Below are 26,691 nucleotides of genomic sequence, written 5' to 3' on the forward strand. Positions count from 1 at the left end.
ACATGGATGCGGCTGTTGCCGACGGGCTTTCCGATCGGCGGCAGGTCTTTCCACTTTTCGGGGAGGCCGCTCAGCGTGTGCGTGCTGACCACGTGCGTCTCGGTCGGGCCGTAGTGGTTGTGCAGCCTTGCCTGCGGATGCCGCGCGAACATGCGGCGGATCGCCGGCGTGATGCGCAACTGCTCGCCGGCAGTGATCACATCGCGCAGCATCGGCAATGGCTCGACGCGCCGCGACCACAGTTCGCAGAGGTTCTGCAGCGCGATGTAGGGCAGGAACAGGCGCTCGACGGACTCCCGCGCCAACCACTCGGCCAACGCCGGGAGATCCTGACGCAGCCCTTCGCGCAGCAGCACCAGCGTGCCGCCACAGGCCAGTGTCGAGAAGATCTCCTGGAAGGCGACATCGAAGCCGGGCGCCGCGAACTGCAGGGTGCGCGCGGGCTCGGGCAGCTGCTCCCGTTGCCACTCCAGCAGGTTGGCCAGCCCGCGATGCGGCATCGCCACGCCCTTGGGTTCGCCCGTGGAGCCGGAGGTGTAGATCACATAGGCCAGGTGCGATGCGGCGAGCCCTTCGACTTGCAGGTTGTCGGCGCAGGCTTCGGCCCAGGCCGCGCCTGCTTCATCGAGCGGGACCGTTGCCACGTCCGGCGCAAGCCGTTCGATAAGGGCTTGCTGGCCCAGCACGACAGTCGCCGCGCTGTCGCGCAGCATGCGGACCAACCGCTCCCGCGGATACGCAGGGTCCAGCGGCACGCACGCGCCGCCGGCCTTGAGCGTGGCCAGGATCGCCACCACCATCGCGAAGCCGCGCCCGGCGCAGATGGCGACACGGGTATCGGGCCCCACGCCGAGGCCGCGCAGATGCCGGGCAAGCCGGTTGGCCTGCTCACCGAGCGCGCGATAGCTCAGCTGCGCGCCATCGAGTTCGAGCGCGATGCGCTCGGGGTGCACCGCCACCTGCCGTTCGAAGGCTTCGTGGACCAGGGCTGTCGGGTCGTGCGCGCGATGCGTGTCGTTGAAACCATGGAGCACACGCCGACGCTCCTGCTCAGGCAGCACATCGAGCGTCATCAGCGGCCGCCCCGGCTCTTCTTCCAGAGCCCGCGAAACAGATTGCAGCGCCTGCCGCACGAACCCGGCAACGCGTTCCGCGCCCACCGAGGCATCGACCTGCACCGTCAGCCCGAAGCCGCTGCCGTCGTCGTCCACATGCAGGCCGAAGGGGTAGTTGGTGCGGTCGCGCACGTCGAGCAGGCGCACGCCGTCGAGCACCTCGGCGCGCGCGAGCTGGCCGTGCCTGTAGTTGAGCAGCGCAGAGAACAGGGGCACATGCGTGGGCATCGCGCTGCAGCGCTGCGCTTGCACCAGCGAGGCGTGCTCGTGGCGCAGCAGCGCGCTCAACGCCGCATGGGTCTCATGCAGCCCTTGCAGCGTTCCGCGCCCGCCCAGCGCGATGCGCACCGGCAGCGTGTTGATGAACATGCCCATCGCGCGTTCGATGCCCGGGCCGCCCTGCATGCGGCCGAACAGCACCGTGCCGAACACCACGTCCTCGCGTCCGCTGCACGAGGCCAGTACGCGGGCCCAGGCCAGATGGAAAAGGCTCGCGGTGCTCACGCCATGCCGCATGGCGAGCGCGCGCAGCTGCGACGACAAGGCCGCAGGCAGCATCGACTTCGCCTGCACGATGCGCGAGCCATCGCCCTGCACATCGAGCAGGCCGAACGCAGCCGTCGGCTCGTCCACGTCGCCGAGCATCGCGCCGAAGAAGGCCGCGTGCTCCGCTTCGCTCGTGCCCTGGCGCGAGCGGGCCACGAAATCCCGGAACGGCACCGGCGCGGGCAGGCTGCCCGCGACGCCGCGCTCGATGGCCGCGATCTCCTCCACCAGCAGCTCCAGCGCGGTGTGGTCCATCACGAGGTGGTGATAGGACAGCTGCAGCAGCCAGCGCCCGCTCGCGTCGTCACGGGCCGCAAAGCCCTGCAGCATGGGCGCGCGCCGCACGTCGATGCGAAGGCCCCGCACGCGCGGATGCTCGCGCAGGCGCTGCTGCGCGGGGCTCTCGCCCGGTGCCAGCGTCAATGTCTCGGGCGCGAATCCGGCGTTTCGCCACACCACCTGCACGGGCTCGGCCAGGCCCTCCCAGTGGATCGCGGTGCGCAGGATGTCGTGGCGCCCGATCACCTGGGAGAGCGCCGCGGCGAAGCTGTCCATGCGCGGCCTGCTGTCGAACTCGAGCAGCGTCGGCAGCACGTAGGCGTCGCCCTCGCCCTCGCCCTTGCTTTCGCGCTGCAGCAGGTGGTGGAACAGGATGCCCTGCTGCAGCGGCGCGAGCGGATAGATGTCCTGGATGTTGGCCGCGCCGCCCGGCGTGGCCTGCACGATTCGCGCGATATCGGCGGCGTCGAGCCTGGCGAGCGTCAGCATCGCGGGCTCGATGGCTTCGCAGCCCGGCGGGATCAGGTTGGGCGGCACCGATGCAGTCTCTTCGTCGCGCCGGATCGTGGAGGCGAATGCATGCAGCCTCGGGTGCGTGAAGAGCGACCGGATGTCGGTGGACCAGCCGCGCCGGCGCAGCTGTTCGAGCAACCGGATGGCGAGCAGGGAATGGCCGCCGAGCTCGAAGAAGTCGTCGTCGCGGCCGATCTGGCGGATGCCGAGGAGCTGGGACCAGATGCCGGCGAGGGCCTGTTCGACTTCGCCCTGGGGTGGCGAGGAGGTGCCGTGGCCATGGGCCCCGGGCGCGGGCAGTGCCTTGCGGTCGAGCTTGCCGTTGGGGGTCAGCGGCAGCGCGTCGAGTGCGACGAAGGCCGAGGGGACCATGTAGTCCGGCAGGCGTTCGCGCAAGGCGGCGCGCAGTGCGGATGGATCGAGGGCACCGGCGAGGACGAGGTAGGCGACCAATCGCTTGTCGCCCGGCTGGTCTTCGCGGGCGATCACTGCAGCTTCGCGTACGCCTTCGATGCGGGCGAGCTGTGCTTCGATCTCGCCCAATTCGACGCGGTAGCCGCGCAGCTTCACCTGATGGTCGTTGCGCCCCAGATACTCGATGCTGCCGTCGGCGCGCCAGCGGCCGAGGTCGCCGCTTCGGTACATGCGTGCGCCCGGGCCGCCGAACGGATCGGGCAGGAAGCGTGCTTCGGTGAGATCGGGCTGCGAGAGATATCCCCGGGCGACCTGTTCGCCGCCCAGATACAGCTCGCCCACGACTCCCTCGGGAGCCGGATTGCGCTGCGCATCCAGCACGTAGATGCGGCTGTTGCCGACGGGCTTCCCGATCGGCGGCAGGTCTTCCCATTGCCCGGGCGCGCCGCCCAGCGTGTGCGTGCTGACCACGTGCGTCTCGGTCGGGCCGTAGTGGTTGTGCAGCCGGGCCTGCGGATGCTTGCCGAACATGAGCCGGATCGCGGGCGTGATGCGCAATTGCTCGCCTGCCGTGATCACGTCCCGCAGCATCGGCAGCAGCGCACCGCGCTGCGACCACAGCTCGCACAGGTTCTGCAGCGCGATGCAAGGCAGGAACAGCCGTTCGACCGATTCTTCGGCGAGCCATTCGGCCAAGGCTGGCAGGTCCTGGCGCAAGCCCTCGCGCAGCAGCACCAGCGTGCCGCCGCTGGCCAGCGTCGAGAAGATCTCCTGGAAGGCGACATCGAAGCCGAGCGCCGCGAACTGCAGTGTGCGCGCGGGTTCGGGCAATTGCTCCCGCTGCCATGCGAGCAGATTGACGAGCCCGCGATGCGGCATCGCCACGCCCTTGGGCTCGCCGGTGGAGCCGGAGGTGTAGATCACGTAAGCCAGGTGCGATGGCGCGAGCCCTTCGACGTGAAGGTTGTCGGCAGATGCTCCGGCCCAGGCCGCTTCATCGAGCGGCACCGACGCCACGTCGGGCGTGAGCCCTTCCATCTGCCCCAGGACGACCGCTGCCCCGCTGTCGCGCAGCATGCGGACCAACCGCTCCCGCGGATACGCAGGGTCCAGCGGCACGCACGCGCCGCCGGCCTTGAGCGTGGCCAGGATCGCGATCACCATCGCGAAACTGCGCCCGGCACGGATCGCGACACGGGTGTCCGGCCCGACTCCGAGCCCATGAAGATGCCGTGCGAGCCGGTTGGCCTGCTCGTTGAGCGCGCGATAGCTCAGCTGGGCGCCATCGAGTTCGAGCGCGATGCGTTCCGGGTGCTGCGCCGCCTGCTGCTCGAAGGCCTCGTGCGCCAGCGCCGCCGTGCTGTACGTACCATGCGTATCGTTGAAGCCGTGCAGCACGCGCCGACGCTCTTCCGTCGGCAAGACTTCGAGCGCCATCAGCGCGCGGCCGGGCTCCTCTTCCAGCGCCTCGGCAACAGCCTGCAATGCCCGCACCACGAACCCGCACACGCGCTGCGCGGGCACCAAGTCGTGAATCTCGGCGCTGAGCACGAAACCTTCTCCCAGGTCGTCGACGTACAGGCTGAACGGATAGTTGGTGAGGTCGCGTCCGCCGAGGTAGTGCATGCCATCGGCGATCGCGATCCCGCCCTCCGCGGAGAAGCTCTCGCTTCCGCTGTGCCGGTAGTTGAGCAGCGCCGGGAAGACCGGCACGCCCGGCCCAAGGCCGCTGCAGCGTTGCGCCAGCGTGAGCGATGCATGCTCGTGGCGCAGCAGCTCGCTCAACGCCGCATGGGTCTCGCGCAGCCCCTGCAGCGTTCCGCGCCCGCCCAGCGCGATGCGCACCGGCAGCGTGTTGATGAACATGCCCATGGCGCGTTCGATGCCCGGGCCGCCCTGCATGCGGCCGAACAGCACCGTGCCGAACACCACGTCGTCACGCCCGCTGCATGAAGCCAGCACACGCGCCCAGGCCAGATGGAAGATGCTGGCCGTGCTCACGCCGTGGCGCATGGCGAGCGCGCGCAGCCGCAGCGACAAGGCCGGGGGCAGCGTCGCCCTCGCCTGCTCGACCTGCGAGCCATCGCCCTGCACGTCGAGAAGGCCGAATGGCGCCGTCGGCTCGTCCACGTCGCCGAGCATCGCGCCGAAGAAGGCTTCGTGCTCCGCCTCGCTCGTGCCCTGGCGCGAGCGGGCCACGAAATCCCGGAACGGTACGGGCGCGGGCAGGCTGTCTCCGCGCCCCTGCAGCAGCGCCACCACCTCGTGCAGGATCAGCTCGGTGGTGGTGTGGTCCAGCGTCAGGTGGTGATGCAGCAACTGCAGCAGCCAGCATTGCGAAACGGGGTCGAAGGCCGCATGGGCCTGCAGCATCGGCGCGCGGCGCAGGTCCAGGCGCACCGTGCGCGCATCGGCACGGGCCTGCAGTTGCGCCTGTACGTCGCCATCGGCCGGGTCGAAGCGGTGCTCCCGCAGCGCAAGGCCGGCGCTGCGCCAGACGACCTGCACGGGCGTGTCCAGCCCTTCCCACTGCACGGCGGTGCGCAGGATGTCGTGGCGGGCGATGACCTGCCGCAGCGCGGCCACGAACCGGTCGAGCCGCGCGCGATCGTCGAAGCGCAGCAGTGCCGGCAGCACATAGGCGTCGCCCTCGCCCCTGTTTTCGCCCCTGCTTTCGACCTGCAGCAGGTGGTGGAAGAGGATGCCTTCCTGCAGCGGCGCGAGCGGGTAGATGTCCTGGATGTTGCGCATGCCGCCCGGCACGGCGGCGGCGATCAGGTCGATCTGCGCCTGCGTCAGGCTCGCGAGCGGAAGCATCCGCGGCGTGATGCGCCCGCATTGCGCGGGTATCGCGTTCGGCGGCACCGTTGCAGGTGCCGCGGCCTTGTCCTGCGCCGCCACGCGGGCTGCGAGCGCGCCCAGTGTCGGCTCGGTGAAGAGCTGGCGGATATCGGCCTCCATCCCTTCACGCTGCATGCGCTCGACCAGCCGCACCGCGAGGATGGAATGCCCGCCGAGCTCGAAGAAGTTGTCGCCGCGCCCCACCCGCTCGATGCCGAGCACTTCGGACCACAGCCTTGCCATTGCCTGCTCGGTGGCACCCTGCGGCGGCTCATGCTCGCGCTGCCCGTGCCATGCGCGAGGCTCCGGCGGGGGCAGCGCCTTGCGGTCGAGCTTGCCGTTGGGGGTCAGCGGCAGGGCGTCCAGCGGCACGTACGCGGCCGGGATCATGTAGTCGGGCAGGTGCCTGCCCAAGGCGATGCGCGCGGCGGCGGGATCGAAGGCCGCCCTGGCCTCGGCATCTGCGTCGGCGAACGCGAGGTACGCGACGAGGCGCGTATCGCCCGGCTGGTCCTCCCGCGCGATCGCCACCGCGTCGGCCACGCCGTCGAGCCGCAACAGCCGGGCCTCGATTTCGCCGGGCTCGATGCGGAAGCCGCGGATCTTGAGCTGCTGGTCGTTGCGTCCGAGGTACTCCAGGCTGCCGTCGGCGAGCAGGCGGCCCATGTCGCCGCTGCGGTACATGCGCGCGCCCGGCACGCCGCCGAACGGATCGGGCACGAAGCGCTGCGCGTCCAGCTCGGGCCGGCGCAGGTAGCCGCGGGCCACGCCGGCGCCGCCGACGCAGATCTCGCCCGCGCAGCCCACCGGCAGCGGCCGGCCCTGCGCATCGAGCACGTACAGGCTCAGGTCGGGAATGCGCGTGCCGATCGGGCTCGCGCCGGCGCGATGGGCATCGTCGGGGCCGAGCACCCGGCAGCTGACGTGCACGGTGGTCTCGGTGATGCCGTACATGTTGACCAGCTGCGCGCGCCGGTTGTGCGCCAGCGCGTACCAGGGTGCGAGCGTGGCCGTTTCCAGAGCCTCGCCGCCGAGGATCACGTGGCGAAGCGCATGCGCCGGCAGCTCCTTCGGGGCAGACCGGCATGCGGCGGCGAACTGGCGGAATGCGCTCGGCGTCTGGTTGAGCACGGTCACGCCCTGCTCGCACACCAGGCGGTGGAACTCCGCCGGCGAGCGGCTGACCGCGTGCGGCACGATCACCAGCCGGCCGCCGTGGAGCAGCGCGCCCCACAGCTCCCACACCGAGAAGTCGAAGGCGAAGGAGTGGAAGAGCGTCCACACGTCGTCGCGGCCGAAGCCGAACCAGCCGCGCGTCGCGGCGAAGAGTCGGCCGACCTGCGCGTGCTCGACCATCACGCCCTTGGGCAGGCCGGTGGAGCCGGAGGTGTAGATCACATAGGCCAGGTGCGAGGGCGCGAAGCCCTCGATTTGAGGACTGCCGAGGGGTGCGTCGCACCACGGTGCTTCTTCCCATGGCTGGTCGAGGCGCAGCCGTTGGCACCAGGGCAGCGCGGGCAGGCGATCGAGCGACGCGCGGTCGCCGATCAGCGCCACCGGCGTGCTGTCGCGCAGCATGTGGGCCAGGCGTTCGTCGGGCTGCACCGGGTCCAGCGGGACGTAGGCACCGCCGGCCTTGAGCGTGGCGAGGATCGCGATCGCCATGCCGGGCCCGCGCTCCAGGCAGATCGCGACGAGCGCGTCGGGGCCCACGCCCAGCCCGCGCAGGTGGTGGGCCAGCTGGTTGGCGCGCCGGTCGAGTTCGCCGTAGCTCAGCCGCTGGTCTTCGAACTGCACGGCGATGGCGTCCGGGTCGCGCGCGGCCTGCTGCTCGAACAGCGCGTGGATCAGCGAAGGGGCGCCGGTGTCGAGCAGCGGCCGGTTGAAGCCGTGCACGACCAGGTCGCGCTCGGCTTCGTCCATCAGCGGCAGGTCGCGCACGGGTGTATGCGGCGCATCGGTTGCGGCGCGCATCAGCGCCTGCAGTCGCCGCAGGTGCATGGCCATCTGCGGCGCGGAGAACAGCGCCGGGTCGTGGTTGAACTCGACGTGCACCGGGCGCCCGGGTTCGTAGTCGCGCACGTAGACCGCGAGCGGCTGGCGCTCGTGGCCGTTGTGCAGCGGGAACACCGTGCTGCGGATGCCTTCGAGCCTCAGGTCGCCCTGGAAGCTTTCGATCGACAGGGAGATGTCGAACAGGCCGCGGCGCTCGCCCGTGCCGGCCAGCAGCTCGCGGTGCAGCTCGGCCAGGGGATAGCGCTGGTGGCGGTAGCACTGCTTCAGTTCGGCCGCGACGCCGCGCAGGGTCTGCGCGAAGCTCTGCCGCGGATCGACCGCGATGCCGACCGGGATCGCGCCCGAGAACATGCCGGGCATGCGCCTGTGCGCGGCGCTGGTGCGGTTGTGCACCGGCATGCCGATCACGACTTCGTCGCCAGCTTCGCGTTCCTGATGAAGGCGCGCGAAGTACACCGCCAGCAGCGCGGCGAGGAAGTGCGTGCTCGACGCGCCCTGCGCGGCGGCCACTTCGGTCAGGCGGTCGTGGTCGGCGCGGTCCAGGTGCCAGACGGCCTGCTCCACCTTGCGGCGGGCCGCCTGGCTGCGCCGCGCGGGGGTGTCTTCGAACAGCGGCGCGGCCAGGCGTGCGTGGCGCTGCAGCCAGAAGGCGCGGTCGCGGGCGTAGCGCGGGGAGGCCTGGTACTCGGCATCGAGGCGGATGAAGCCGGCATAGTCGCCGCCTTCGTCTTTTTCTTCTTCCCCGAGCGCTGCCTCGCCGCGCCCGAGCCGGTTGTAGGCATCGGCGACGGCATTGCCGGTCAGCGAGACCGACCACCCGTCCGCGACGAGATGGTGGAAGCACACCAGCCAGTAGCCGCGCCGGGGCGCGACCTGCAGCCACTGCATGCGCCACAGCCGCTGGCCGTAGAGCGCGAAGGGGGCGAGGAAGGCGGCGCGCAGGTGTGCCCATGCGCTCGCCTCAGGGTCGGCTTCGCCGGTGAAATCGAAGCGCTGCAGCGGCGCGCCGGCGGCATCGTCGTCGGGCGCGGCGAAGCGCTGCATGGCTTCGCCGTTGTTGTCGCCGCGCTCGAGCACGGTGCGCAGCGCCTGGTGGCACGAGACGACGGCGCGGATCGCCGCTTCCAGCCGGTCGACGTCGGTGGGCCCGTCGAGGCTGGCCGTCACGCCGATGTTGTGGCAGGGCACATCGGGCGCCAGCGACTGCTCGAGCCAGACGGCCTGCTGGGGCGAACTCAGGGGGTGCACGTGCGGGCCGCTCACGATTGGCCGCCGTCCGGGACCAGCGTTTCCAGCCGGCGCAGGCGCGGATGGAAGAGCGCGAAAACGGTCAGCGCGAGGCCGGCCGCGCCGCTCGCGAAGAACAGGAAGCCGATGCCGCGGCCCGGCCCCGTGCCGAAGAGGCTGGCCACCGGCGTGCCGTCGAGCGCGCCGCCGGGGCGTAGCGCGGGCTCGAGCACCGCGTCGGCGAGCCAGCCGCCGGCCAGCAGCACGGCGCACATCACGAGCATGTTGGACGCGGCGATCAGCGCGAAGACGCTGCCCTGCCGGCCGATGGGCGCCTTGCGCATCCACAGCGCATGCGAGCACGCGACCGAGGTGCTGCCGCAGAACAGGCAGACGAAGGCCGCGGCGCACCACAGCGCCGGCGTGGTCGCGCAGCCGGCGGCCAGCACCGCCGCGCACTGCAGCGCGTCGCAGGCCAGCACCCATCGCATCAGCCCGTGCCGCAGCCGCGCGGTGGCGACCAGGATCGAGCCGAGCAGGCCGCCGACGATGCCGACGGACATCACCAGGCCCAGCACGCCGCTGGAGTGCGTGGACAGCACCATCGGCGTCACCATGGCCGTGGCCAGCACCATGAGGCACTGCACCAGCGCGCCGTAGCCGAGCAGCGCGCGCATCAGCGGCTGTTCGCGCAGGTAGGCGAGCGCGCCGGAAAGACTGGCGCCCGCGCCGCGCCAAAGCGCGCCGCCTTGCGCGGGCACATCGCCACTGCGTACGTCCGCGCCACCGCGTACGTCCGCGCCGGCGCGGGTCAGCGCGGCGAACACCAGCGCGGCGGCGGCCAGCAGCAGGCACAGCTGCGTCGCCATCACGCCCTGCAGGCCGCCCGCGTGCGCCATCAGGAAACCGGCCGTGGCGGGCGCGCCGACCTGCACCAGCGCGCGGGAGATGCCGGTCAGCCCGCCGACCTGGGCGAAGCGGTCCTTGGGCACGAAACGGCTGACGGCCACCCGGATCGACGGCCGCCGCAGCGCGCCGACGGCGGCCGCGACCGCGGCATAGGCGTAGAGCGCGCCAGTGCCGAGCCGGCCCGAGGTCAGCGCCAGCACGATCGCGAAGGTGCCGGCGACGGCGGCGAGGTCGCAGCACAGCACCACCCGGCGCCGGTCGTGCCGGTCGGCCAGCACGCCGGCGAAAGGCGTGGCCAGCATCGCCGCGAGCGCGGCGGCGAGCACCGAGAAGGAGTAGTCCTGCGCGGAGCCGGTGCGCGAGAAGATCCAGACGCCCACCGCGAAGCTGACCAGCGTGGTGCCGAGGTCGAAGGCGGTCTCGCTGAGCCACAGCAGGGCGAAAGTGGAGCGGGTGCCCCGGGCCTGTTGCTGCTCCTGTTGTTGCAGGGGCGGCGGCCTGGCCGGGTTGTCACGGGTTGGAGTCGCAGCGGCTTCCACGGTCACTTCCTGCATAACGTGCGCTCTCCAGGGTCCGCGCTCTGTCAATTAATAAAAAAGCGCAGGTACTTCGGGTGGCGGGATGAATATTTGCGCGGCCGGGCCGCGGGCGTTGCACGATTATTCCGCGCTGCAGCACTGTAATTGGGGTGCTCGCACAAATGACGCATCAGTTAAATTTGTTGACGTGGAAGCACGAGAACTTCGGAATTGAAGCGTATTTGGAATTACGAAGATCTGTTCCGTTTGCAGGCGAACGGGGCAATGCGAATGGCATCGGACGACCCGGAAAGGCTGTGGCGCAGACCCTAAAGGGCACGGAGAGTCAAATCCGAAGTGCAACACCTTGTCTCCCCTGAGGTGTTCAGGTGCAGGACAGGTTGGCGGATCGGGCCCGGAAATCGGCCGGGCCGGCGTAGTAATTCTGTTTAGAAATTCATTTGTAGAAAAAAGAAAGCGTTGGGAGTTTTTGAACCGGGCGCTCGAAAAAATCAGGCAGGGCAACCACGGCAAAGGGATTGCCGCACTGCGGGTAGGGGAAAAAGAAAAAGGCCTCCGGCAATGCCCGAGGCCTTTTTATTAATGAATTCGTTGGCAGTTTTTAAATGGACCGGCCCGAATTCCGTGGCCGGCACCTTGCGCGGCCGGAAGAGGTGCCGGACGCCCGCAGCCATAGGAGAATCCCCGGCTGTTCGGGGCCGCCACTTACCGCAGGCGGGTCGGCCAACGGGCTTCTACAGGAACGATGTCATGCAACTGGAATGCCGCATTTCGCGCAAGAAGAAGAGTTCTCCAGGTACCGGACCGGGTGCCGCCATGCTCGTGGCGCTGGTCCTCTCATCGGCACCGATGCTGGCGGTCGGGCAGGAAAGCGGCGGCGGCATGAAGTGGTCGCAGGACCCCGCTACGGGATGCCGCTTCGTGGCGCCCTCCTCGCTGGGCACGGCACCGACCTACTGGATTGGCGCCTGCTCCGGCGGCAAGGCCGCCGGCCTCGGCATGCTCCGCACGCGCGTCGGCACCACCGCGGGCCACGCGTTCTACGGCGAACTGCGCGAAGGCGTTCCGGTGATCGGCACCGTCGACCTCGATGGCGGTTTCCAGGTGGGCAGGTTCGTGCGGGGCGACATCGGCACGCGCGACACCGAATGGCAGGAGCGGCACGACGGCTTCGAGACGGCGCTGCGCGCGGCGCGCGCTGTCAGCGCGCACTATGCCGGACAGAAGAACGCGGCCTCGGCGCGGCACTACAGCGGCGTCGCGAAGAAGCTGGAGACGCAGCTCGAGGGCGATTGATCGACGAAGCTGCGCGCGCCCGTCGCTATCCGGCTACTCGATCAGCGCGCGCTTGACGTCTTCCTGCAGGCTGCGCAGGTGGTCGCGCATGGCCACGCGCGCGCGTTCGGCGTCGCGCGCGCGCAGGGCGCTGATGATTTCGCCGTGCTCGTCGTGGTTCTCCGAATGCCTGTGCAGCGGGCTGTGCAGGCGGAAGAGCCGTGCGTTGACGCGAAGCTCCTCCACCAGCCGGGGGAACACGACGTTGCCGCTGGCCTTGGCGATCAGCAGGTGGAAGCGGTCGTCGAAGTGCCAGTGCTCGGTTTCGCTGTGCTCGCCGCCGCCCAGCGTGGCGATGTCGGCCTCCAGGGCATCGATCTCGGCGTCGGTGATCTTGCCCACCGCCAGCGCGATGGCCTCGCACTCGATGACTTCGCGCGCGCGCATGCAGTCGAAGTACTCCTTGGTGCCGAGCGCACGCACGGCGTAGGAGCGCGCGTCGCGTCGCACCAGAAGCCCTTCGCCCGCCAGCCGCACCAGCGCTTCGCGCATGGGCGTGCGCGAGATGCGCAGGTCTTCCGCCAGCCGCGCCTCCTGCAGCGGGCTGCCGGCCGAGATCTGCCGATCGAGGATCAGGGTGCGCAGCCGGTCGTAGGCCTGTTCGGCCAGGCTGGCGGAGCGCACCTCCAGCGGAGCGATCGTGATGGTGGCGGGCTGCGTGGGGCTGGGAAGGCTGGGCATGCGGGGATGGGCGAAAGCCACGAGGGCGGGTGAGCTTAGCAGGGGCGGCCAGGCGCGCTCAGAGCCATTCTTTCAGAGCCACTTGTCCAGCGGATTGCCGTCGTTGGGCGCACGAGGACGCAGGCACGGCAGGAACTGGCCGGAGCCGGGCTCGGCCTGGAACACGCCGTCCTGCCACACGATGCGCCCGCGCGAGACGGTCAGGCCCGGCCAGGCGCGCAGGCGCATGCCCTCGTAGGGCGTGTAGTCGGCGTCGTGGTGGAGCATGTCGTTGGCGAGCAGCTTCTCCTGGCCTTCGGGGAACATGTCCCACACCACGAAGTCGGCGTCGCTGCCCACGGCGATGGTGCCCTTGCGCGGGTACAGGCCGTACAGGCGCGCCGGGTTGGTGGCGGTGAGCTCGACGAAGCGGTGGATGTCGATGCGCCCCTTGAGCACGCCTTCGCTCATGAGCAGCGGCAGGCGGGTTTCGACGCCGGGAATGCCGTTGGGGATGCGGTCGAAGGAGGCGTTGTCGCCGGCCACGCGCTTGCCGTCGCTGCCGCTCATGTTGAAGGGCGCATGGTCAGACGAGAAGATGGTGAAGAGCCCGCTCGACAGGCCGTTCCAGATGAACTGCTGGTTCGCCTTGTCGCGCGGCGGCGGGCTGCAGATGCAGCGCGCGCCGTGCATCGGGTCGTCGGGGTCGATGCCCAGGTCCTCGGCGCTCAGGAACAGGTACTGCGGGCAGGTCTCGGCATGGATGGGCAGCCCGCGCCCGCGCGCCCAGTGGATCTGCTCGACCGCCTCGCGGCCCGAGACGTGGACGATCAGGATCGGCGTGTCGACCAGTTCCGCCAGCGCGATGGCGCGGTGCGTCGCCTCGCGCTCCACCGCCATCGGCCGCGAGCTGGAGTGGTAGCGCGGCGCGGTGAGGCCCGCGTCGAGCAGCTGCTCGGTGAGCCAGGCGATGCAGTCGCTGTTCTCGGCGTGGATCATCGTCATCGCGCCGTGGCGGCGCGCGGTGGCCAGCACCTCGATGATCTGGCGGTCGTCCAGCTTCAGGTCGTCGTAGGTCATGTAGATCTTGAAGGAGGTGTAGCCCTTCTCGATCAGGGCGGGCAGCTCGCGCTGCGTCACGTCGCGCGTGGCGTCGGCCACGATGAGGTGGAAGGCGTAGTCGATCACCGCCTTGCCCTCGGCGCGGCGGTGGTAGTCGTCCACCGCCTCCTGCACGCTGCGGCCCTTCTGCTGCGCGGCGAAGGGCAGCACGGTGGTGGTGCCGCCGCAGGCCGCCGAGCGCGTGCCGGAGAGGAAATCGTCGGCGAAGCGCGAGCCGTCGCTGGTGGGCTGGTCGAAGTGGCAGTGGCCGTCGACGCCGCCGGGCGTGACCAGCCGGCCGCGCGCGTCGATCTCGCGCGCGGCGCTGGCGTCGAGCCCCTGCGCGATGGCGCAGATGCGCCCGTCGCGCACGCCGATGTCGGCGGTGTAGCGGTCGCCGGCGGTGGCGATGTCCGCGTTGCGCAGGATCAGGTCGTAGGTGTTCATGGGCTCGGGTTCCTTCTAGCGCTGCTCGAGCGCGGGCTCCGCGGGCACGACCGGCGCATCGGCGGCACTGCCGTAGGCGCGGCCGTAGTGGCGCTCGATGCGGCGCTGGATGAAGTCCCAGGCGGTGGTCATGAGCAGGTAGTAGATGGCCGCGACGATGAAGAGCTCCAGCACCATGAACTTCTCCTGGATCAGCACCTGCGTGCGGCGCAGCAGCTCCTCCATCGAGATCACCGAGGTGATCGACGTGGTCTTGAGCAGCCCGTTGATGCTGTTGCCCAGCGTGGGCACGATCAGGCGCATGGCCTGCGGCAGCACGATGTAGCGCATGGTCTGCGCGCTGCTGAAGCCGACGGCGCGCGCGGCGTTGGTCTGTCCGGCGGGGATCGACTGGATGCCGCCGCGCACGATCTCCGCAAGGTAGGCCGCCTCGTTGAGGATCAGCCCCAGCAGCGCCGACTCGATCACCGATAGCTTCAGCCCCAGCTGCGGCAGCCCGGTGAAGATGATGATGAGCTGCACCAGCAGCGGCGTGCCGCGGAACACCCAGATGTAGAAGTGCGCCGGCGCCGACAGCCAGCGGTGGCTGGACAGGCGGGCCAGGGCCAGCGCGCAGCCCACCACCAGCCCGCCCGCGATCGCCGCGAGCGTGAGCCACAGCGTGGTCACCGCGCCGCTGAGGATGTACGGATTGAACAGGTAGTCGAAGAAGCCCGACCAGCTCCAGCCTTGTCCCATGGAAGTTCCTTCGCTTGCTTGCTCTATGGCGATGCGGACGGCGGCGCGCCCTCAGCTCGCCGGGCCCTTGACCGTCACGGCGCCGTCGGCGGCCTTGACGCCGTACTGGTCGAACAGCTTCTGGAAGCTGCCGTCGGCCTTCATGTCGTTCATGACCTTGGCCATCGCGGCGGCCAGCTCCTTGTTGCGCGCGGCCAGCGCCACCGGCGTGGGGAACAGGCCGTTGAGCACGCGCTCGAAGTCGCCGCGCTTCTGGTATTCGGCCCCGGTCGAGTCGATGGACAGCGCCACCTCCACCTGCCCCGCGCGCAGCGCCTGGAAGGCCATCGCGAAGTTCTCGAAGGTGCGGATGGTCATGCCCTTCATGCCCTTGTCGGTGAGCTGCTTGTCGAGCTCGCGCGCCTTGCGTTCCTCGAAGCCGCCGATCTCCACGCCGATGCTCTTGCCCGAGAGGTCTTCCGGCTTGGCGATCTTCAGCGGGTTGCCCTTGGCGGCGCTGATGCTGATGGCCTGGTCTTCGTAGACCAGCATCTGCATCAGCTTGGCGCGCTCCTCGGTGAAGAAGATGCCGGTGTTGATCACGTCCCAGCGGCCGGCCTGCAGGCCGGGGATCATGGCCGAGAACTCGATGCGCACGTACTCGGGCGTGAGGCACAGGCGCTTGGCGATCTGCTCGCCCAGCTCCACGCGCATGCCCTTGAGCGCGCCGGACTGGTCGACGAACTGCATCGGCGGCAGCGTCGGGTTGACCGACATGGTCAGCGTGCCCTTCTTGACGAGGGCCGAGTCGGGCACCGGCGACTTGCAGGCCTGCTGCGCGTTCGCGGCGCCAGCGCAGGAGATGAAGAGTGCCGTTGCCGACGCGAGAGCGGGGAGCAGTTTCATGGTGTGGTCCTTGAGGAAGGGATCGAGGCGACGAGGTGGGAAAGGGAAAGCGGAACGGGGCTGGCCGCGTCAGGTGCGGATCGAGTCCAGCAGTTCGAGGCGCGCGAGTTCGCGGCGCAGGTCGGCCGCATCGGCATCGGGCAGCGGCAGGCGCGGCGCGCGGGGCTTGCCGACGGGCAGGCCCATCATCGACAGGCCGTCCTTGGAGGCCGCGACGTAGCGATGGCCGCCGACCCAGCGCACGATCGGCAGCATCTTTTTGTAGAGCTCGAGTGCCGCGGGCATGTCGCGCTCGTCGGCCACCAGCTCGAAAAGGCGCGCCGACATCTTCGGAATGAGGTTGGAGCACACGGCCACCCAGCCCTGTGCGCCGAGCCAGAACGACTCGTAGCCGAGGATGCCCGCGAACACGGTCATGCGGTCGCCGCACAACTCGATGATGTCGCGCACGCGGGTGACCTCGAGCGTCGACTCCTTGATGTACTTGCAGTTGTCGATGCGCGAGAGGCGCGCCACCAGCTCGGGCTTGAGGTCGACGTTGGCGGTGGCCGGGTTGTTGTAGACCATGATGGGAATGCCGATCGCCTCGCCCACCTTGCGGTAGTGCTCGAACAGCTCGTCGTCGGTGGGCGTGCTGTAGAAGGGCGGAATGATCATGACGCCGTCGGCGCCCATGCTCTCGGCCTCGCGGCTCAGCCGCACGCACTCGTCGGTCCACTCCGCGCCGGTGCCGATCAATACCGGCACGCGTTTTGCAGCAGTGCTCACGCAGGTTTCGATCACCAGCTGGCGCTCGTCGGGCGTCAGCGAGAGGAACTCACCGGTGCTCCCCAGGGGGATCAGCCCGTGGATGCCTTCCTCGATTTGCCAGTCGACCAGCTTCTTCAGCGCAGGCACGTCCACGTGCTTGCCGTCGGCGGTCATGGGGGTGATGAGCACCGTATAGGTGCCGCGGAACGCTGTCATGGGCAGTCCTTAGGGGAAAATTCGGGCGATTCGGTATATGTATACGTCGAGTATACGTATACAATTTAGCGCGTCAACCGTAAGTTGACGTTCTTCCATCGCACTGACCATGAGCGCCAGACTGATCCACCCTTCCATCACCCCGGCCGGGCGCCCCGTGCGCTTCTGGTACGACGGCCAGCCCGTCGAGGGCCTGGAAGGCGAGACCATCGCCGCGGCGCTGGCGGCCGGCGGCATCAAGGCGATGCGCCACACCCGGGGCGGCAAGCGCCGGGGTCTCTATTGCGGCATGGGCGCATGCTTCGACTGCCTCGTCACCGTCGACGGCCAGGCCAGCCAGCGCGCCTGCCTGACCAAAGTGGCCGACGGACAGCAGGTGCGTTCGACCCAGCCCGCCGGCACGCCCGACGATCCGCTGCAGCCGCTCACCCCCCAGCCCGGCGCCGAGCCCGAGCGCCGGCAGGTCGACGTGCTTGTCGTCGGCGCGGGTCCGGCTGGCCTTTCCGCCGCGCTCGCCGCGCGCCGCGCCGGCGCCGACGTGCTGGTGCTCGACGAGCGCCCCCAGCCCGGCGGCCAGTTCTACAAGCCGCTCGCGCCTTCGCATGCGGCGCCCTCCCCGGCCGACCGCCAGTTCGCGCAGGGCCTCGCGCTGGAAAACGATGTCCGCGCTGCCGGCGTCGCCATCGCCCAGGGCGCGCAGGTCTGGGCGGCCTTCTCTGCACACGAAGTCGCCGCGCTCATCGACGGTCGCGCTTGCGTGATCAGCTGCCGGCAACTCGTCATCGCCCCCGGCGCCTACGAGCGCCCCGTGCCTTTCCCCGGCTGGACCCTCCCCGGCGTGATGACCACCGGCGCCGGCCAGACGCTCGCTCGCGCCTATCGCGTGGCGCCTGGCCGCCGCGTGGTGATCGCGGGCAACGGACCGCTCAACCTGCAGCTCGCCGCCGAGCTCCTCGCCGGCGGCGCCGAAGTCGTCGCCGTGCTGGAGTCGGCCTCGCGCCCCTCGCCGAAGCAATGGCGCCATCTGCTGACTGCGGCGCGCACGGCCCCCGACCTGTTGCTCGACGGCTGGCGCTATCTGCGAAAACTGCGCGCCCGCAAGGTGCCCGTGCTGTGGAAGCACGCCGTCGTCTCCGCCGAAGGCTCCACCGGCTTGCACGCAGTGCAGATCGCCCGGATCGACGCCCAGGGCCAGGCCATGCCCGCGACGGAACGCCGCCTCGAAGCAGACACGCTCTGCCTCGGCTACGGCTTCATTCCCTCCACCGAACTCGCGCGCATGCTGGGCTGCGAGCACCGCCTCGCGCCCCGCCATCTTGGCTATCTGGCAACCGTCACCCAGGAAGACGGCGCCACCAGCCTGCCCGGCGTGTACGTGGTGGGCGACGGCGCCGACCTCGGTGGCTCCCGTGTCGCGCTCGCGCGCGGCACGCTGGCTGGCGCTGCAGTCGCACGCAACCTCGGCCTGAACGCCCCCGAGCCCGACGAGGCCGCTGAAAAACTGCATCGCGCCGAATGCTTCCAGCAGGCGCTGTGGTCGATCTACGCGCCGCCGCCCGTCACCCTCGCGGCGGTGCCAGACGAAACCCTGCTGTGCCGTTGCGAGGAAATCACCTTCGGCTCGGTACGCGAGCAGATCCGCGCCGGCAGCGACACGTTGGCCGCGCTCAAGCGCAACACTCGCCTCGGCATGGGACGCTGCCAGGCGCGCTACTGCGGCGTCACTGCAGGCCGTCTGCTCACCGAGATGACCGGCCGGCCGCCGCAGGTCGAGCAGTACTTCGCCCCGCGTCCGCCCGCCAAGCCGGTGCCGGCCGGCGCGCTCGGCTTCGAGAAACCCGAGTGGGGCGGCCACAAGCCCGCCATCACGCCCAACCTCGCGAGGCCGGTGGAACAGGCGCCCTTCGATGGCACGCTGCGCACCGACGTGCTGGTGATCGGCGCCGGCGTGCTCGGCTCCTGCCTCGGCTACTACCTGTCGAAGGCCGGCCAGGACGTGACGGTGGTCGACCGCGACGACATCAACCTGCAGGCCTCGGGTGCCAACGCCGGCAGCCTGCACGTGCAGCTTCTTTCGTTCGACTTCGGTGCCAAGGCGCAGGAAGGCGGTGGCCCGGCCGCGGCCACGCTGCCGCTCGGGCCGATGTCGGTGCGCCTCTGGCAGGAGATCGAGGCCGACTGCGGGGAGGACCTCGAGATCAAGATCACCGGCGGCCTCATGGTGGCCGACAGCGAAGCCGGCATGCGTTTTCTCGAAGCCAAGGCCGCGCTGGAGCGCAGCCACGGCATCGACGCGCAGGTGATCGACGGCGCCGAGCTGCGGCGACTCTCGCCCGCGCTCTCCGGGCAGCTGCTGGGCGCCGAGCTCTGCCCCATGGAAGGCAAGATCAACCCGCTGCGCGCCACCTACGCCGTCGCCCGGCGCGCGCAGCAGCAGGGTGCGCGCATGCTGCGCGGCTGCGATGTGCAGTCCATCGAGGCGCTGCCGGGCGAAGGCGCCGGCTTCATCGTGCGCACCTCGCGCGGCAGCATCCACGCCGGGCGCGTCGTGAACGCGAGCGGTGCCTGGTCGAGCGCCGTCGGCCGCATGCTGGGCATCGACATCCCCGTCAAGGGCGCGCCGCTGCAGATGATCGTGACCGAGCCCGCGCCGCCGCTGGTCAACCACCTCGTTGCGCATGCCGACCGGCACCTGAGCCTGAAGCAGGCCGCCAGCGGCGGCCTCATCGTCGGTGGCGGCTGGACGGCGGCCTTCAACGAAGGCATGCGCCTGAACCGCGCCGAGCGCGAGAGCATCGAAGGCAATCTCTGGGTGGCCGGCCACGTGCTGCCGGCCGTGCGCGGGCTGCACATGGTGCGCTGCTGGGCCGGCATGAACGTGAACATCGACGGCGCACCCATCCTCGGCGAAGTGCCCGGCCGCCCCGGCTTCTACAACGCCGTCACTTCCAACGGCTACACGCTCGCCCCCGTCACCGCGCGGCTGGTCACCGACCTCATCGTGCGCGGCCGCACCGACATCGACATCAGTCCCTTCCTCATCGACCGCTTCCTCTGACCGCCATGACCGAAAACGCATCCCCGCGCGACACGCTGCGCGACTACATCGACGCGCACTTCGACGAGCAGGTCCGCACGCTCGCAGAACTCGTGCGCTGCCCGTCCGACAACCCGCCGGGCGACTGCGCCCCGCACGCCGAGCTCACCGCCCGGCTGCTCGAGGCCATGGGCTTCACCGTGGAGCGCCACGAGGTGCCGGCCGAGTTCGCGGCTGCGCACGGCATGCGCAGCGTGACCAACCTGATCGTGCGCGAGCGCTTCGGCGACGGCCCGGTGGTGGCGCTCAACGCGCACGGCGACGTGGTGCCGCCCGGCGCAGGCTGGAGCGTCGACCCCTACGGCGGCGAGGTACGCGACGGCTGGCTCTACGGGCGCGGCGCCGCCGTGTCGAAGTCGGACTTCACCACCTACGCCTTCGCGATGCGCGCGCTCAAGCATCTCGCGGCCTCGGGTACGCCGCTGGCCGGCAGCGTCGAGCTGCACCTGACCTACGACGAGGAAACCGGCGGCATGACGGGACCCGGCTGGATCCTCTCCAAGGGCCTGAGCAAGCCCGACTTCGTGCTCTCCGCCGCGTTCTCGCACCACGTCGTCGTGGCGCACAACGGCTGCCTGCACCTCGAAGTCGTCGTGCGCGGCACCTCGGCGCATGCCGCGCGGCCGGACACCGGCCACGACGCGATCGAAGCCGCGGCCACCCTGCTGCCCGCGCTCTACCGCTATCGCGACAGCCTCGCCGGCCGCCCATCGCGCACGCCCGGCATCACCCATCCCACGATGGTCGTGGGCCTCATCGACGGCGGCATCAACACCAACGTGGTGTCCGACGTGCTGAGCCTGCGCATCGACCGGCGCATCGTGCCCGAGGAATCGCCCGAGGCCGTCGAGGCCGAGCTGCGCGAGGTGATCGAGTCGGCCTGCCGGCCGCTGCCCGGCATCTCGGTGGAGATCCGCCAGATCCTGCTGGCCCGCCCCTTCGCGCCCGCACCCGGCGCCGACGAGTTCGCCGCGCTCGTGTGCCGCGAGGCCAGCGAAGTCATGGGCAAGCCGGTCACGCCGATCGGCGTGCCGCTGTACACCGACGCGCGCCTCTACAGCGAGGCCGGCATTCCCACCGTGATGTACGGCGCCGGCCCCGAGTCGCTGCTCGAAGCCAACGGCCACCGCGCCGACGAGCGCGTGCCGCTGGACGAACTGCGCAAGGCCACGCGCGTGGTCGCCAATACCCTGCACCGGCTGCTCGCGCGCTGAATTTCATCTCACCGGGACACGACATGATCGAAATCAGCCACGTCGACAAGAGCTACGGCGCCTTCCAGGTACTCACCGACTGCACCACCCAGGTCCGCAAGGGCGAGGTCGTGGTGGTCTGCGGGCCTTCGGGCTCGGGCAAGTCCACCCTCATCAAGTGCGTCAACGCGCTGGAACCCTTCCAGCGCGGCCGCATCACCATCGACGGCGTGTCGGTGGGCGACCCGAAGACCGACCTCAACAAGCTGCGCGCCCGCGTGGGCATGGTGTTCCAGCACTTCGAGCTGTTTCCGCACCTCTCGATCGAGGACAACCTCTCCATCGCGCAAGTCAAGGTGCTCAGGCGCTCGGCCTCGGAGGCCCGCACCGCATCGATGGCGCTGCTGCAGCGCGTGGGCATGCGCGCCCATGCGCACAAGTTCCCGAGCCAGCTCTCCGGCGGCCAGCAGCAGCGCGTGGCCATCGCCCGCGCGCTGGCGATGAACCCCGTCGCCATGCTCTTCGACGAGCCCACCTCCGCGCTCGACCCCGAGATGGTCAACGAGGTGCTCGACGTAATGGTCGAACTCGCCCGCGAAGGCATGACCATGATGTGCGTCACCCATGAGATGGGCTTCGCCCGCAAGGTGGCGAACCGCGTGATCTTCATGGACCGCGGCCGCATCGTCGAAGACTGCGCGAAGGATGAGTTCTTCGGCAACCCTGACGGGCGGTCGGATCGGGCGCGGCAGTTTCTTTCGAAGATCCTGCAGCACTGAGGCCGGGCCGGCTCCACCGCCGCCTCACGACGAGTTCTTGCCTGCTCCCAGGCGTAGCCTGCAGCGAATGCCCCCAGGCAACGCCTGCTTCGTGTTGTCCAGCTCTGCGAGGACGCCGAATGTTCCCGCAGCCGAATCGATCACACGATCCACGGTCTTGATGCGCACGCCGATCTCGCGCGAGAACGGCTTCTCCGGCACGATCGTCGCGGCATCGTCTGGATGGACTTCCGGAAACAGCCCAAAGGGCAAGATGGCCTGAACCACCAGGGGCTGGGTCTGCGCGAGCTTGAGGATCGGCTTCTTTCCCTCTCCCCCGTCGACCATCGAGCCGGGATGGAGGTACTGGTCGACCACCACGCCGTCGAACGGGCTGCGCAGCACACGCCGATTCAACTGCTCCAGCGATTGGCGGTGCTCCAGTTTCGCCAGCTGGCTGTTTTCCTGGGCGCTTGCGAGTTCCGATTCGGCCAGCTGCATCTCGGCACGGGCATCGTCGCGCGCCTGGACGGAAACGAACTCCTCCTGGAGCAGTTCATCCATTCGCCGTGCCTTTTCCCTTGTTGCCGCCACCTTGTGCCGTGCCGTCAGCAATGCGCCTTGCGCCTGTGCGCGAAACCGGGCCGTATCCGTCGCGCTGCGCTCCACACCGGATTCGATCGTCACAAGCACATCGCCCTTGCGCACCGGCTGGCCTCGCCGAGCATGTACCTGTTGCAGGATGCCTGCCACCGGACTGCGCAGCTCGACGGTCTGGGCAGGCTCGATCATGCAGTCGAACTCAGCCGGGGCGGCCTGCGCTTGCATGCACGCAAGTACGAAGCACGACAGGCTCAGAAAACGTATGGCAAAACTCATGACACTCATATCCCGCTCCCAGCAAATCCGATCAATCGATTGAGTTCGCGATCCTGTCGCAAGGTCTGCATCCGGCCCTTGTAGGCGCGGCGCTCGGCTTGCGATTGCGACCAGAGGACAGCCAGGCGCACCGCTTGGCGCTGCAAGCTTCCGGTGCGCCAACTCATGGCTCGTCGCCACCATGCGGGCAGCGACGCGAACAGGGGGTCTTCAGAACAAATCACGGCGCAGACGGACCCTGCCTCTCCCTGTCGACCGCTGCGCCCGAACAGCTGACGGTCGACGCGCGGCGACTCGTGGAATTCGGACAGGATCACATGCAGGCCGCCGGCCGCACGTGCCTGCGCCTTCAGCTTGATGTCGGTGCCGCGCCCCGCCATGTTGGTCGCCACGGTAATGCGCCCGGGCTGGCCGGCTTCTCGCACGATCCCGGCTTCGTCGGCGTCCTGCCGCGCATTGAGAACCACGTGCTCTACGCCGCGTCGCGCGAGTTCCGCCCCGACCTGCTCCGACGCCTCCACGCTGCGCGTCCCCACCAGCACGGGTTGGCCCCGGGCGGCCGCGGCACACGCGTCTTCCGCCACGAGGCGCCATTTCTCTGCGCTGCTGGCCACGCATCGATCGGCCAGGCGAACCCGCTGGCTGGCCCGGTTGGGCGGAATGCGCCGCACCTTGAGCCGGTAGACGGACCACAGCTCCCGCGACGCCTCGGCGCCGGTGCCTGTCAGCCCCGCCAGCAGGAAGTAGCGACGAAAGAATCGCTGGAAGGTCATGCGGGCCATCGTTTCGCGGCCCTGTGTGATTTCCACGCCTTCTTTCACCTCGATCAACTGGTGCAGGCCTTGCTCCCAGGATCGGTCAGGCATGACGCGGCCGGTGGATTCGTCGACGATCTGCACCTTGTTCTCAGAAAGGATGTAGTGCTGATCCTTGAGGAACAGATGGACAGCGGTCAAAGCCTGGCGCAGCAGCAACGTGCGCCATTGCGTCGAACGCCATACCGGGCGGATGTTCTCCGGCAAGGATGGGCAGGCCTCGAGCGCACCCGGCAGGAGTTCGAGCTCGCGCGCCCCGACGAGGCGGAAGTGCTGCCCCTGCAGCAAACTCCTGGCGGCGGCGATGGCCCATTGCAGAAGCTCCGGTTCGTAGAGGCCTGGCGCCTCGCGCGAGATGATCATGGGTGTGCGCGCCTCGTCGATCAGCACGCTGTCGGCTTCGTCGACGATGGCGAAGTGCAGCGCGGGGATCAGCGGTTCGCCATTGCTGTCCGCTGCAGAACCTGATGTCCACAGCTGCCTCACCTGTGCAACGCGCGTGGGCATGGTGCCGTGCCCTGCCAGTCGGTCTTTCATGTAGTCGAAGACGAGTTCCTTGCCGCTCACGTAGCAGATCGAATGCCGGTAAGCGCCACGCCGCTCGTCGGGTTCCATTTCGCCCTGAATGCACGCTCCGGTCATGCCGAAGAACTCGAAGAGAGGCCGCATCTCTTCATAGTCGCGCCTTGCAAGATAGTCGTTGGTGCTGATCACATGCACGACCGCGCCCGAGCCCGCCATGGCTGTTGCGGCCAAGCCAGCCACCAGCGTCTTGCCCTCGCCCGTCTGCATCTCGGCCAGGCAACCGCTCAGCAGCACGCAGGCTCCCGTGAACTGCACCGGATGCGGCCACATGCCCAGCGCGCGCCGGCTCGCTTCACCGATGCAGGCGAACACCGCCACCACACGCGGAGAATTTCGCAGCCCGGCTCCGGATGCCTTCATGGCCTGCAGCTCTGAACGAAAGCGCTGAGCGATCTCCTCGTCGGGCAGCTCGCGCAGCCTGGCCGCCGAATCGACGATCGCCTTGTTGAACGACGCGATGTTTCTGCTGCCCTCACGGGCCGGTGGCAGCCAACCTGAAAGGCTGCGCAAGAATCGCTCTAAGTTGTGGCCCGGCTCTGCACCGCGCTCGTCGCGCAGGGTGTCGGCACGACGAAAGCTGCTGCCGGCCAGCGTGCGTGCCAGGGTCGGGTCCGGGCTGGCGGTGGCAGCCATCGGCTTCAGACGCTCAACTGCGCCAGGAACACCTGACGCAGACGCAGGAACCACTGCCATGCCAGCGGCGTCGGCCCGAGATCGAAACGCACATGGGCGCGGTCTCCGAATACGGCACTGGGCGAATCGCGATCGAGCTCCACCTCGATGTCGAACACCCGCTTCAGCGTGCGCGTGCCGCCTTGCTGAGCGGGATCGACCGGAATCCTGCCGCCGCCGCTGGTCCCGAGTGCCGGCGACACCAGATCGTTCTCACCCCCTGGAACCAGACGTCGCACACGTGCGCCGATGGCCTCTTCCGGAGAGTTGTTCAAGCGCACGGCAACACCACGCAACCGGGAGCCGATCAGATCCCGTTCCTCCTGCGTCACTGCTACGCGAACCCGGCGCGAAGGTCCGTCGATCACGTAGCCCAGAATCTCGCCGCGCTTGACGTAGCGGCCGGGGAGTTCGGTGGGCGCAGCCGGCGCCCATCTTCCCGCAATGGCGGATTTGACCTCCATTGCATCAGCGCGGCGCACCGCTTCATCGAGTCGAGCCTGACGTGCCGCGAGCTCGTGTCGCAACGACGCGGCGCGCAGCACATCGTCGACTTCGGCCTTGCGCAACTGAGCCTGTGTCTGGGCCACGGCTGCGGCGGATGTCGCTGCATCGGCCGAGAGCTGAGGGCTGTCGAGTCGAAGCAACACGGCCCCGCCGGCCACCGTTTCGCCGGCGGCACGCTCGGCGTGCGCGATGTGACCCGCTACTTCCGCACGAACGATCGCCTCTTCAGGCAGCCACACCACGCCCTCTTCGACCGAATGAAAAGGCAAGGGCACCAATCCGACGAAAGCCGCCAAGAGAGCCAGTGCGATGGCCGTACGGCGCATGGCGACCTCGCGGCGGCGGGCCAGCCCGGCGCCCTCGGTCAGGTGCTTCCAGCCTTTCCAGATCGGCATGGCGAGTGTGGACCAGGCCGACATCAACGCCATCAGAATGCCCACGAACAGGTACTCCGACGCCACGAACCATATCAGGCCGATGCTGATCAGCAGCCGGTAAAGCGGGGACACCACGCCGTACACGAACATGATCGTGCGCTCGCCGCGCGCCTCTACAGGCGGCCGGGCATCGCGCGCGCCGAACGCATGGCGATCGAACAGATAGGCCCAGTATTGGGTGGAACGTTGAGCTAGGTTGGGAAGCTCCAGCAGATCGCACGCGATGAAGTAGCCGTCGTAGCGCATCAGCGGATTGCCGTTGACCAGCACCGTGGACACCCCGGCGATCAGGATCACGTTGAAGGCGATGGCCGTCACCAGGCCCGACTCGGCCATGAGCCAGACATAGACCGCAATGGCCCCCAGCAGCAATTCCGCCAGGATGCCGGCCGCCGCCACGGTCGCGCGCGCCCATTTCGAAGGAAAGCGGTACGACGATGTCGCGTCCACATAGGGCACCGGCGTGAAGAGGATGAACATCACCCCGATCTCGCGCACCTGGCCGCCCCAGGCCTTGACCGCCATGCCGTGCGCCCACTCGTGCACCGCCTTGACCAGCGGATAGGTGAACCACAACACAACCACGTTGCTTCCGGCAAGCACCCGGTCGGAGAGGTTATCGGTCAGCGCCGCCCAGTGCTGCCAGGCCAGCAAGCCTGCCGGCGCCGCTATCACCAGCCAGATCAGCAGTACAGGCCAGCTGAACAGCAGGCGCGCGAGCCGAGCCCAGCGCTCGAACCAGGCATCCGGATGCAGAAGCGGTACCTTGATGCTCATCGGATTGAGCCAGCTCTGCTTGAATCTGGTGCGCTTCTGCCGCTGATAGCGCTCGAAAACCTCGCCGGCATCGGGCGACACCTGCGTTTGCAGCAGATCGTTCGAGTAGAGCGACGACATCAGCTGCACCAGTTCATGCTGCGAGATCGCGGCGTCGCGCGCTGCATCGTCGGTACCCGACGCCGCGGCGTTTTCGCAGGCCGCATTCCAAACCTCATCCAGCGTGCGGCGGCCATCGAGCAATTGCAACACACGCCATACCCGAGGGGTCAGCCGATGGAAGCGCTGCGTCATCGGATCGAGCAGCAGCACCCACGGTTTGCCCCGCAGCAGGCGATGCAGCGGCTGCACGCCCTCGCGCAGGCGCGGGCGCAGAAAGCGTACGGCGTGCCAGTGCTCGGAAAGTAGTGTCTGCATGGTGCTGTTTTCTCAGTGGCGAT

14 protein-coding genes (1 of these 14 cut by a window edge) are annotated in these 26,691 nt (G+C 69.1%); 4 read left to right on the forward strand and 10 right to left on the reverse strand.

Features of this window, described 5'->3' with window-relative positions; translation table 11 throughout:
* A protein-coding gene (locus tag ACAM57_RS31980) for an amino acid adenylation domain-containing protein (protein WP_369660223.1) crosses the window boundary here: on the reverse strand, nucleotides 1-8,987 show its 5' portion. The gene continues 7,204 nt to the left of window position 1, outside the view; the window shows 8,987 of its 16,191 coding nt (coding positions 1-8,987); it begins with the start codon at nucleotides 8,985-8,987; its stop codon lies off the left edge, out of view.
* On the reverse strand, nucleotides 8,984-10,414 hold the full coding sequence (locus tag ACAM57_RS31985; RefSeq protein ID WP_369660224.1) for an MFS transporter: 1,431 nt from the start codon (nucleotides 10,412-10,414) through the stop codon (nucleotides 8,984-8,986). Before ACAM57_RS31985 ends, ACAM57_RS31980 begins: the two co-directional genes overlap by 4 nt.
* Before the next feature lie 735 nt (nucleotides 10,415-11,149).
* On the opposite strand from ACAM57_RS31985, the gene ACAM57_RS31990 reads away from it, so the two are divergent.
* Entirely contained in the window at nucleotides 11,150-11,695 is a 546-nt protein-coding gene (locus ACAM57_RS31990) for a hypothetical protein (protein WP_184639116.1), read from the forward strand.
* Between the two features lie 33 nt (nucleotides 11,696-11,728).
* Here ACAM57_RS31990 and ACAM57_RS31995 read toward each other — a convergent pair whose 3' ends face one another.
* The 5 genes from ACAM57_RS31995 to ACAM57_RS32015 all read right to left on the reverse strand — a co-directional run bounded on the left by ACAM57_RS31995 (nucleotide 11,729) and on the right by ACAM57_RS32015 (nucleotide 16,531).
* Entirely contained in the window at nucleotides 11,729-12,415 is a 687-nt protein-coding gene (locus ACAM57_RS31995) for a GntR family transcriptional regulator (RefSeq protein ID WP_126020825.1), read from the reverse strand.
* 72 nt (nucleotides 12,416-12,487) lie between these two features.
* The gene (gene hydA / locus ACAM57_RS32000) at nucleotides 12,488-13,942 is read right to left on the reverse strand and encodes a dihydropyrimidinase (protein WP_369660225.1); all 1,455 of its coding nucleotides are present in this window, start codon (nucleotides 13,940-13,942) and stop codon (nucleotides 12,488-12,490) included.
* 15 nt (nucleotides 13,943-13,957) lie between these two features.
* Entirely contained in the window at nucleotides 13,958-14,680 is a 723-nt protein-coding gene (locus tag ACAM57_RS32005) for an amino acid ABC transporter permease (RefSeq protein ID WP_126020829.1), read from the reverse strand.
* Between the two features lie 51 nt (nucleotides 14,681-14,731).
* Entirely contained in the window at nucleotides 14,732-15,565 is an 834-nt protein-coding gene (locus tag ACAM57_RS32010; protein WP_369660226.1) for an ABC transporter substrate-binding protein, read from the reverse strand.
* Nucleotides 15,566-15,634: 69 nt separating this feature from the next.
* Nucleotides 15,635-16,531, reverse strand: a complete 897-nt coding sequence (locus ACAM57_RS32015; protein ID WP_369660227.1) for a dihydrodipicolinate synthase family protein — start codon at nucleotides 16,529-16,531, stop codon at nucleotides 15,635-15,637.
* 109 nt (nucleotides 16,532-16,640) lie between these two features.
* Here ACAM57_RS32015 and ACAM57_RS32020 point away from each other — a divergent pair, with 109 nt between their 5' ends.
* The 3 genes from ACAM57_RS32020 to ACAM57_RS32030 are packed head-to-tail and all read left to right on the forward strand — an operon-like array spanning nucleotide 16,641 to nucleotide 21,600.
* Complete coding sequence (locus ACAM57_RS32020) at nucleotides 16,641-19,589, forward strand: FAD-dependent oxidoreductase (RefSeq protein WP_369660228.1); 2,949 nt, start codon at nucleotides 16,641-16,643, stop codon at nucleotides 19,587-19,589.
* 5 nt (nucleotides 19,590-19,594) lie between these two features.
* A complete protein-coding gene (locus tag ACAM57_RS32025) occupies nucleotides 19,595-20,842 on the forward strand; it encodes a M20/M25/M40 family metallo-hydrolase (RefSeq protein ID WP_369660229.1) in 1,248 nt (415 codons plus the stop codon).
* 23 nt (nucleotides 20,843-20,865) lie between these two features.
* Complete coding sequence (locus tag ACAM57_RS32030; RefSeq protein WP_369660230.1) at nucleotides 20,866-21,600, forward strand: amino acid ABC transporter ATP-binding protein; 735 nt, start codon at nucleotides 20,866-20,868, stop codon at nucleotides 21,598-21,600.
* A 24-nt stretch (nucleotides 21,601-21,624) separates the two neighbouring features.
* Here the strand turns inward: ACAM57_RS32030 and ACAM57_RS32035 are convergent, their stop codons facing one another.
* From ACAM57_RS32035 to ACAM57_RS32045, 3 genes are read right to left on the reverse strand one after another with little or no spacing between them, the layout of a single operon-like run.
* Nucleotides 21,625-22,458, reverse strand: coding sequence for an efflux RND transporter periplasmic adaptor subunit (locus tag ACAM57_RS32035; RefSeq protein WP_369660231.1), 834 nt, complete (start codon nucleotides 22,456-22,458; stop codon nucleotides 21,625-21,627).
* Nucleotides 22,459-22,463: 5 nt separating this feature from the next.
* A complete protein-coding gene (locus ACAM57_RS32040) occupies nucleotides 22,464-24,491 on the reverse strand; it encodes a DEAD/DEAH box helicase (RefSeq protein ID WP_369660232.1) in 2,028 nt (675 codons plus the stop codon).
* Between the two features lie 5 nt (nucleotides 24,492-24,496).
* Complete coding sequence (locus tag ACAM57_RS32045) at nucleotides 24,497-26,668, reverse strand: site-2 protease family protein (RefSeq protein ID WP_369660233.1); 2,172 nt, start codon at nucleotides 26,666-26,668, stop codon at nucleotides 24,497-24,499.
* Between the last annotated feature and the right edge of the window lie 23 nt (nucleotides 26,669-26,691).

This window comes from Variovorax sp. V15, from assembly GCF_041154425.1.
In the GTDB taxonomy this organism is placed as follows: Bacteria; Pseudomonadota; Gammaproteobacteria; order Burkholderiales; family Burkholderiaceae_C; genus Variovorax; species Variovorax guangxiensis.

Excerpts from the sequence above, each read along its gene's own strand:
- ACAM57_RS32015 (WP_369660227.1), bottom strand. The coding sequence starts at position 16,531 with ATGACAGCGTTCCGCGGCACCTATACGGTGCTCATCACCCCCATGACC.
- ACAM57_RS32020 (WP_369660228.1), top strand. The coding sequence starts at position 16,641 with ATGAGCGCCAGACTGATCCACCCTTCCATCACCCCGGCCGGGCGCCCC.
- ACAM57_RS32040 (WP_369660232.1), bottom strand. The coding sequence starts at position 24,491 with ATGGCTGCCACCGCCAGCCCGGACCCGACCCTGGCACGCACGCTGGCC.
- ACAM57_RS32045 (WP_369660233.1), bottom strand. The coding sequence starts at position 26,668 with ATGCAGACACTACTTTCCGAGCACTGGCACGCCGTACGCTTTCTGCGC.
- ACAM57_RS31985 (WP_369660224.1), bottom strand. The coding sequence starts at position 10,414 with ATGCAGGAAGTGACCGTGGAAGCCGCTGCGACTCCAACCCGTGACAAC.
- ACAM57_RS32010 (WP_369660226.1), bottom strand. The coding sequence starts at position 15,565 with ATGAAACTGCTCCCCGCTCTCGCGTCGGCAACGGCACTCTTCATCTCC.
- ACAM57_RS32025 (WP_369660229.1), top strand. The coding sequence starts at position 19,595 with ATGACCGAAAACGCATCCCCGCGCGACACGCTGCGCGACTACATCGAC.
- ACAM57_RS31990 (WP_184639116.1), top strand. The coding sequence starts at position 11,150 with ATGCAACTGGAATGCCGCATTTCGCGCAAGAAGAAGAGTTCTCCAGGT.
- ACAM57_RS32030 (WP_369660230.1), top strand. The coding sequence starts at position 20,866 with ATGATCGAAATCAGCCACGTCGACAAGAGCTACGGCGCCTTCCAGGTA.
- ACAM57_RS32005 (WP_126020829.1), bottom strand. The coding sequence starts at position 14,680 with ATGGGACAAGGCTGGAGCTGGTCGGGCTTCTTCGACTACCTGTTCAAT.
- ACAM57_RS32035 (WP_369660231.1), bottom strand. The coding sequence starts at position 22,458 with ATGAGTTTTGCCATACGTTTTCTGAGCCTGTCGTGCTTCGTACTTGCG.
- hydA (WP_369660225.1), bottom strand. The coding sequence starts at position 13,942 with ATGAACACCTACGACCTGATCCTGCGCAACGCGGACATCGCCACCGCC.
- ACAM57_RS31995 (WP_126020825.1), bottom strand. The coding sequence starts at position 12,415 with ATGCCCAGCCTTCCCAGCCCCACGCAGCCCGCCACCATCACGATCGCT.